Annotated in this window: 7 protein-coding genes; 4 read left to right on the forward strand and 3 right to left on the reverse strand. The window is 78.4% G+C overall.

All coding sequences use genetic code 11. The features are described from left to right. Positions 1 to 45: 45 nt before the first annotated feature. Positions 46 to 1,317 (forward strand): aminotransferase class I/II-fold pyridoxal phosphate-dependent enzyme, encoded by a 1,272-nt coding sequence (locus tag MW084_RS18505; protein WP_010469464.1) that lies wholly within the window; start codon positions 46 to 48, stop codon positions 1,315 to 1,317. Between the two features lie 49 nt (positions 1,318 to 1,366). Beyond that, positions 1,367 to 2,350: an MBL fold metallo-hydrolase gene (locus MW084_RS18510; RefSeq protein ID WP_275563691.1), complete on the forward strand. Its 984-nt coding sequence runs from the start codon at positions 1,367 to 1,369 to the stop codon at positions 2,348 to 2,350. A gap of 100 nt (positions 2,351 to 2,450) precedes the next feature. Here the strand turns inward: MW084_RS18510 and MW084_RS18515 are convergent, their stop codons facing one another. Both MW084_RS18515 and MW084_RS18520 read right to left on the reverse strand, forming a co-directional pair. Then, on the reverse strand, positions 2,451 to 3,071 hold the full coding sequence (locus MW084_RS18515; RefSeq protein ID WP_010469461.1) for a DedA family protein: 621 nt from the start codon (positions 3,069 to 3,071) through the stop codon (positions 2,451 to 2,453). After that, a complete protein-coding gene (locus tag MW084_RS18520; RefSeq protein WP_010469459.1) occupies positions 3,068 to 3,835 on the reverse strand; it encodes an MBL fold metallo-hydrolase in 768 nt (255 codons plus the stop codon). Before MW084_RS18520 ends, MW084_RS18515 begins: the two co-directional genes overlap by 4 nt. A gap of 59 nt (positions 3,836 to 3,894) precedes the next feature. Here MW084_RS18520 and MW084_RS18525 point away from each other — a divergent pair, with 59 nt between their 5' ends. Together MW084_RS18525 and MW084_RS18530 are read left to right on the forward strand one after the other, a co-directional pair. After that, complete coding sequence (locus MW084_RS18525; RefSeq protein ID WP_010469456.1) at positions 3,895 to 4,299, forward strand: hypothetical protein; 405 nt, start codon at positions 3,895 to 3,897, stop codon at positions 4,297 to 4,299. 78 nt (positions 4,300 to 4,377) lie between these two features. After that, positions 4,378 to 6,407, forward strand: a 2,030-nt coding sequence (locus MW084_RS18530; RefSeq protein ID WP_275563692.1) for a phage holin family protein, incomplete at its 3' end; no start/stop codon positions are given. Positions 6,408 to 6,629: 222 nt separating this feature from the next. Here MW084_RS18530 and MW084_RS18535 read toward each other — a convergent pair. After that, the gene (locus MW084_RS18535; protein ID WP_010469442.1) at positions 6,630 to 7,094 is read right to left on the reverse strand and encodes a GNAT family N-acetyltransferase; all 465 of its coding nucleotides are present in this window, start codon (positions 7,092 to 7,094) and stop codon (positions 6,630 to 6,632) included. Between the last annotated feature and the right edge of the window lie 64 nt (positions 7,095 to 7,158).

Consider the following 7,158-nt stretch of genomic DNA (forward strand, 5'->3'; position numbering starts at 1 on the left):
CCTCCGTATAAAGGGTTTCAGTCCGCAGACGCACGGGAGGTCGCGGTGACACGCAGCTTCGCCTCCGGGCACCCGCACGGGCACGGGCAGGTCCGCTACGCTCCGCCCGCCCCCGACACCGGCCTCCCCGTGGTCGAGGAGCTCGCCGCGCTGCTCGCCGGCGCCGCCTCCCGGCCCCACCCGGAACCGCCCGGCGGCGGCCCCGTCCTGCGCGAGGCGGCGTGCGGCCACTGGTCGCGGCGCAGCCTGCGCTGCCACCCCGCGGACGTCCTCGCCTCGCCCGGCGCCGGGCCGCTGCTGACCGCGCTGCTCGCCGCGCACGACGGCGACGTGCTGATGCCGCGCCCCTGCCCGCTGACCTGGGTCCCGCAGGCCCGCCTGCTGGGCCGGTCCGCGTACCAGGTGCCGGCACCGGCCGAGTGCGGCGGCGTCCCCGACCCGTACGCGCTGCTGGAGACGGTGCGGCGGGTGCGCGCGGAGGGCGGCCGTCCCGCCGTCCTGCTCCTCGCCGTCGCCGACGATCCCACCGGCACCGTCGCCCCGCCCGAACTGGTCCGCGAGGCGTGCGAGGCGGCCGTCGGGGAGGGGCTGCACATCGTCAGCGACGAGACCTGGCGGGACACCGTGCACCACCCGCACGACACGGTCTTCGTCAGCCCCGCCGAGATGTGCCCCGGCGACGTCACCGTCCTGTGCGACCTCGCCGGCGCGGTCACCCCCGCCTCCTGGCCGGCCGCCGTCGCCCGCTTCCCCGCCGGGACGCCCGGCGCCGCCCACCGGGCCCGCGCCCTGGACGTGCTCACCGCCCTCGGCGCCGACCTGCCCGGCCCGCTGGCCGCGGCCGTCGCCCACGCCCTCGACGAACCGGAGGCCGTCACCGCGCGGAACGCCGCCGCGACCGCCCTCCACGCGCGCGTGGCCGCCGCGGTCCACCACACGGTGCTCGCCACCGGCGCCCTCGCCCTGCCGCCCGAGGCGGGCCGCCACCTGTACGCGGACCTCGGCCCGCTCCGCGGACCCCTCGCCGACCGGGGCGTCACCGACTCCATCGAACTGGAGGATTACCTGACCGAACGCCTCCGCACCCCCGTCCCCGGCGGCCACCGCTTCGGGGACGAGCCCGGCGCCCTGCGCGTCCGCCTGGCCACCACCCCGCTGCTGGGGGCCACGCAGGCGGAGCGGCTGGAGGCCCTCGCCGCCGACGACCCCCTCGGCCTGCCGCACGTGGCACGGGCCCTGGACGCCCTGTCGGCCGCGCTGCGCGGCACCGACCCCGACCCGAACCGTGCCGAGACCGCTGGAGGGAACCGCAGATGACGGACGGGACGCCCACCGACCTCACCGCCCCCGCGCCCCCGAGCCCCCCATGCTCCCCGAGCGCGGCCCGGCCGCCCGGCCGCCCGGCGAGGTCCGCACCTGGCCGCGCTCCTTCGCCGACCGGCTCACCGCGCCGCTGCCCGGCGTCCACGCCTTCGCCCGCCTGGTCCGCGAGGGCTCCGCGGCCATACGCCCCGGCAGCGACGGCCTGCGCGACGTGCCCAGGCTGCCCTTCGCCCCCGGCCCGCTGCCGCCCGCCGGCCCGGAGACGGTGGCCGTCACCTGGGCGGGCCACGCCAGCTGGGTCGTCCGCATCGGCGGCCTCACCGTCCTCACCGACCCCGTGTGGTCCCGCCGCATCCTCGGCACCCCGGCCCGCGTCACACCCGTCGGCGTCCGCTGGGAGGACCTGCCGCCCGTCGACGCGGTCGTCATCAGCCACAACCACTACGACCACCTGGACGCGCCCACCCTGCGCCGGCTCCCGCGCACCACGCCGGTGTTCGCCCCCGCCGGCCTCGGCCGCTGGTTCCGCCGCCGCCGGTTCACCGCCGTCACCGAACTCGACTGGTGGGAGTCGGCCGAACTGCGCGGCGTCCGCTTCCACTTCGTCCCCGCCCACCACTGGTCCAAGCGGACCCTCACCGACACCTGCCGCACCCTGTGGGGCGGCTGGGTGCTCGCCGACCGCCGCGGGCGGCGCGTGTACTTCGCCGGCGACACCGGCTACGGCCACTGGTTCCGCCGCATCGCCGAGCGCCACCCCGGCATCGACCTGGCGCTGCTGCCGATCGGCGCGTACGCCCCCCGCTGGTGGCTCGGCGACGTCCACACCGACCCCGAGGAGGCCGTACGCGCCTTCCGGGACCTCGGTGCCCGGATCATGGCCCCGATGCACTGGGCGACCTTCGTCCTGTCCTCCGAGCCGGTCCTGGAGCCCCTGACCCGCCTCCACGCCGCCTGGGAGTCCGCGGGTCTGCCCCGCGACCGCCTCTGGGACCTCGCGATCGGCGAGTCCCGCGTCCTGGGGTGACCGCGCCCCACCCGCGCCCGGCCGCCCCCGGCGCGTCCGCGCCCGTCTTCGGCCCGCGGTCCCGCCTCCGGCGCGGACGCGCCCGTACCGTCCCGGCCCCTCACCCGTCCGCGTCCGGCCGCCGCCCCCGGTGCGTCCACCGCCACGCCCCCGGGGCGGCGCTCACCAGCAGCGCCAGCGCCACCGCCGCCGCCACCCCCTGCCAGGGCCGCGGGAACAGCGCCCCGCCGGCCACCCCGATCAGCTGGTACGCCGCCGTCCACGCCAGCACCGCGGGCACGTCCCCCCGGACGAACCGGGCCGGCGGCATCCGCGTCAGCAGGCACGCCACCATCACCGGGACCCGGCCCGCCGGCACCAGCCGGGACACCACCAGTACCGGCACCCGGTGCCGGCGCAGCTCCGCCCGGGCCCGCTCCAGCCGGTCCGGAGCGGCCCGCGCCGCCAGCGCCGCGGGCCACCGCGGACCGCTCCGCGAGGTGACCCCGCGCCACCCCAGCCAGTACAGCGCGGCGTCCCCCGCGAGGGCCGCCGCCGCGGCCACCAGGAACACCGCCACCAGCGCGAACGGTGCCGCCTGGTGGAACGCCACGACCGCCGCCGAACTGACCACCGCCCCCGTCGGCACCACCGGCACCAGCGCGCCCAGCGCCACCAGCAGGAACAGCGACGGATAGCCGACCGCCCGCTGCGCCTCCTGCCCGAGCAGCTCCCCGATCACCGTGCCGCCCCCGGCCGCACGCTCTCCCCGTGCCCGAGCCGGTGCACCGCGACGCCCGGCGCCAGCCGCGCCGCCAGCCGGGCGAACTCGTCACCCGGCGCGTGGAACTCGTGCGGCCGCACCGCGTCCAGCCCCACCGGCCAGTACGTGCCGTAGTGCACCGGCACCGCCGCCCGGGGCGCCAGCGCCGCCAGGGCCCGCGCGGCGCGCCCCGCGTCCAGGTGGCCGTGGCCCAGGAACGGACCCCAGCCGCCCACCGGCAGCAGCGCCACGTCCACCTCGCCGACCGCCGCGGCCATCCCGTCGAACAGACCGGTGTCCCCGGCGAAGTACGTGCGCGCCGCGCCGCGCACCACGTACCCGAGGGCGGGGGAGCGGTGCGGCCCCACCGGCAGCCGCCGCCCGTCGTGCGCGGCCGGCACCGCCCGCACCGCCACCGGCCCCACCGCCACCTCGTCGCCCGCGCCGACCTCGGTGATCCGCAGCCCCTCCAGCCGCCGCAGCCCCGGCACCGCCCGCACCGCGCCGCGCGGCACCACCAGGCGCGTACCGGGCGCGAGCCGGGCCAGCGACGGCAGGTGCAGGTGGTCGGCGTGCAGGTGCGACACCAGGACCAGGTCGGCCAGCGCCGCCTCGGGCGGCGGCAGCGCGCCCCGGCGCCTGCGCAGGTGCGCCAGCCGCCGGGCGAACAGCGGATCCGTCAGCACCCGCACCCCGGAGTCCTCGACCGTGCAGGTGGCGTGGCCCCACCAGGTGACCTCCATACCCCGAGCGTAGAGCGACGGCCTGCTGCGGCGGGCCCCGTCGGGAGTAGGGTCGGCCCATGGACGACGTACGCGTGGCGGCGATCGCCAGCCTGACGCCGCTCGAGGAACTCGACAGCGACCCGTTCCTGGTCGACACGCGCAGTCAGCACGCCATGTGCGAACGGTGGGCGGCCGACAAGGGCTACGTCGTCAGCCGCGAGCTCCTGTGCTACCGGCTGCCCCCCGACCACCGCGCGCTGTGGGAGGACGTCGAGGCGGGCGCCGTCGACCTGTTCGTCGCGCCCAACGAGCGCGTCCTGGAACGCGCCCTGACGTCGGCGCGGGACTTCTCCGCCGAGTGCGCGCGGCGCGGCGTGCGCCTGGAGACCGCCGGCCTCGACGAGCCCTCGTACGACGCGGAGGGCAAGGCCCGCGTGCACCGCAGGCTGTCCATGCCCACCGCCGGGTACGACGGCCGCTGACACCGGCGGCCCGCGGGCCGCCGCGGCGCGGTGTGCCACGCTGGAACCCCGGACGGAAGCGGGTGGGAGGCGGATCGCGTGGGCGTCGGGCGGTGGAGATCGGCGGGCCGCGCGGCCCTGCGGGTCGCCGTGGTGTGGGCCGCGTCGACGCTCACCCTGCTCGTCCTGGCCGGAGTGCTCCCCGACCTCCGGCTGCAGTCCGGCGACGGCGACAGCGCCACCCGGACGGCCGTCACCGCCGTCTGGGGCGCCGGCGCCTTCGGCCTGCTCGGCGCGCTCGTGTGGCCCCTGGTCGTCCGGGCGCTGCTGCTCGTCCCGGCGCTCGTCCTCGGCGTGCTGGTCTTCTTCCTCAACGGCTCGCTGCTGCTGGTCGCGCTCTGGCTCGTCCCCGGCGGTCGCGGCGAGGCCGAGCCGGAGAACGCCGTCGCCGTCGCCGCCGTCATGTCCGCCGTGGCGTCCGCGACCTCCACCGCCCTCGCCGTCCGCGACGACGACGCCTACGGCCGGCGCCTGTACCGGCTCGCCGGCCGCCGCCGCACCGCCCCCGACCCCGGCGCCGCGCCCGGCACGGTCTTCCTGCAGCTCGACGGCGTCGGCCACCGCGTGCTGCGCGACGCCCTGGACGCCGGGCTGATGCCGACGCTCGCCGCCTGGGAGGCCACCACCCACCGGCTCGCCCCGTGGCGCACCGGCTGGTCCAGCCAGACCGGCGCCAGCCAGCTCGCCCTGCTGCACGGCACCGACCACGACGTGCCCGCGTTCCGCTGGTACGAGAAGGACACCGGCCGCCTCATGGTGTGCAACCGGCCCGCGACCGCCGCCGAGCTCCAGCGCCGCGCCGCCGCCCGCACCGGCGACCCCGGGCTCCTCGCCCGCGACGGGGCCAGCCGGGGCAACCTCTTCGGCGGCGGCGCGGACCAGCTCGCCCTGGTGCTGTCGGTCTCCGGCCGGCGCGGCCCCGGCATCCGCTCCCGCGCCGGGTACGTCGCCTACTTCCGGGACCCGGCCAACGCCACCCGCACCGCGGTGTCGTTCGTCGCGGAGGTGTTCCGGGAGGCCGGCGAGGCGCTCGCCGCCCGGCTGCGGGGCGACCGGCCGCGCGTGCCGCGCGGCGGCCCGTACCCGTTCGTCCGGGCCTTCGCCGCGGTCGTGGAGCGGGACGTGGTGGTCGCGGCCGTGATGGGCGACGTGCTGGCCGGGCGGAGCGCCGTCTACGCCGACCTCGTGGCGTACGACGAGGTCGCCCACCACTCGGGGCCGTACGGGCAGGAGGCGGCGAGGGTCCTCACCCGTCTCGACCGGTGCGTCGGGCTGATCGCGAAGGCCGCGGGGCACGCCCCCCGCCCGTACCGGATCGTGGTCCTCTCCGACCACGGGCAGAGCTTCGGCGAGACCTTCGAGAGCGCCTACGGGCTGACGCTGCGGGACCTCGTACGGGTCGGCTGCGGCCTGCCGGTGTCCCGGCGGGCCCGGCGCGTCGCGGGCGGCGCGGAGGCCCGGGGCGCGCTGCGCGGCGCCCTGCACCGGCCGGTCGAGGAGGACCGGGCCGGGGAGCGCCCGGCACGCGGCGCGGAACCGCTGGTGCTGGCGTCGGGGAACCTCGGGCTCGTGTACTTCCCCGACGTGCCGCACCGGATGTCGCGCCAGGAGATCGACCGCCGCCACTCGGGGCTGCTGCCGGCCCTCGCCGGCCATCCGGGCGTCGGTTTCGTCCTGGTGCGCTGCGAGCGGCACGGCTCGGTGGTGCTCGCGGCGGACGGCTCCGAGACGCCGGTCGCGGACCTGGCCGACGGGGTGGGGCCGCTCGCCGCGTTCGGGCCGGGCGCCGCCCGCGCGATCCGCCGCGCCGACGGCTTCCCGCACGTCGCGGACATCATGGTCAACTCCGCGTACGACCCGCGGACCGACCGGGTGCACGCCTTCGAGGACCAGGTCGGCTCGCACGGCGGACTCGGCGGCGACCAGGGCGAGGCGTTCCTGCTGTGGCCGCGCGAGCTGTCGGCGCCCGTCGCGGCGGGGGAGACGCTGGTGGGCGCCGAGGCCCTGCACCGCGTGCTGCGCCGCTGGCTGGAGGAGGGGCGGACCCCCGGCGGACGCGCCGGGACGCANCCCGCCCCGGCACGCGAACAACCNNCCNCCTTATACCCNNCACNGACACCCCGCCCCCGCCCGTACCGGACCGGAAGGGGTGACGCCGCCGCCCCGGACCGCGTCCCGGCCAGGGGTACCGGCGGGTGCGCCGCCCGTACCGGCGCGGCCTGCGCCGGCCGGATCAGCGGGTGCTCCTCGGCGCCCCGCCGCACCGGCGCCGGCACGGTGTGGGCCGGGGTTCAGGCCAGTTCCAGCGCCCCCACCGTCTGCCCCCCGCTGACCTCCCCGGTCGGCCGGAAGCCGAGCGCCCGGTAGAAGCCCTCCGGGCCGTCCGGTCCGGGGTGCCAGGTGGTCGTCAGGCGCGTGCCGCCCCGGGCGCGGATCTCGGCCGCCACGGCCTCCACCGCGAAGCGCCCGTAGCCGCGCCCCTGCCTTCCGTCGGCGATGGTGAGGCGCCAGAGCCCGGAGCGCAGGTCGGTGCCCCCGCCGGTCCAGTCGATGTCGAAGAAGGCCATGAGGAACCCGACGGCCTCGTCGCCGTCGCAGACGAGCCGGGGCCAGGCGACGCCGGGGTGGACGTACGCCTCGGCGAGGGACCTCACCACCGGTGCCACCAGGTGCTCCTGGTCGGATCGGACCCTCAGCCCGATCGCCGTCTCGAAGTTCTCGGGGGTGATCTCCCGCAGGTGGGGTGAAGTCGGCATGTCCGCACCCTATGCGGGTACCGCAAGCGGTTTTCGGCGTCCGCCGCCCCGTCCGCCGCCACCC

This window comes from Streptomyces sudanensis, from assembly GCF_023614315.1.
Taxonomy (GTDB): Bacteria; Actinomycetota; Actinomycetes; order Streptomycetales; family Streptomycetaceae; genus Streptomyces; species Streptomyces sudanensis.

Bases quoted from the DNA above. Each gene is read 5' to 3' on its own strand.
- MW084_RS18535 (WP_010469442.1), bottom strand. From the start codon at position 7,094: ATGCCGACTTCACCCCACCTGCGGGAGATCACCCCCGAGAACTTCGAG.
- MW084_RS18520 (WP_010469459.1), bottom strand. From the start codon at position 3,835: ATGGAGGTCACCTGGTGGGGCCACGCCACCTGCACGGTCGAGGACTCC.
- MW084_RS18510 (WP_275563691.1), top strand. From the start codon at position 1,367: ATGCTCCCCGAGCGCGGCCCGGCCGCCCGGCCGCCCGGCGAGGTCCGC.
- MW084_RS18525 (WP_010469456.1), top strand. From the start codon at position 3,895: ATGGACGACGTACGCGTGGCGGCGATCGCCAGCCTGACGCCGCTCGAG.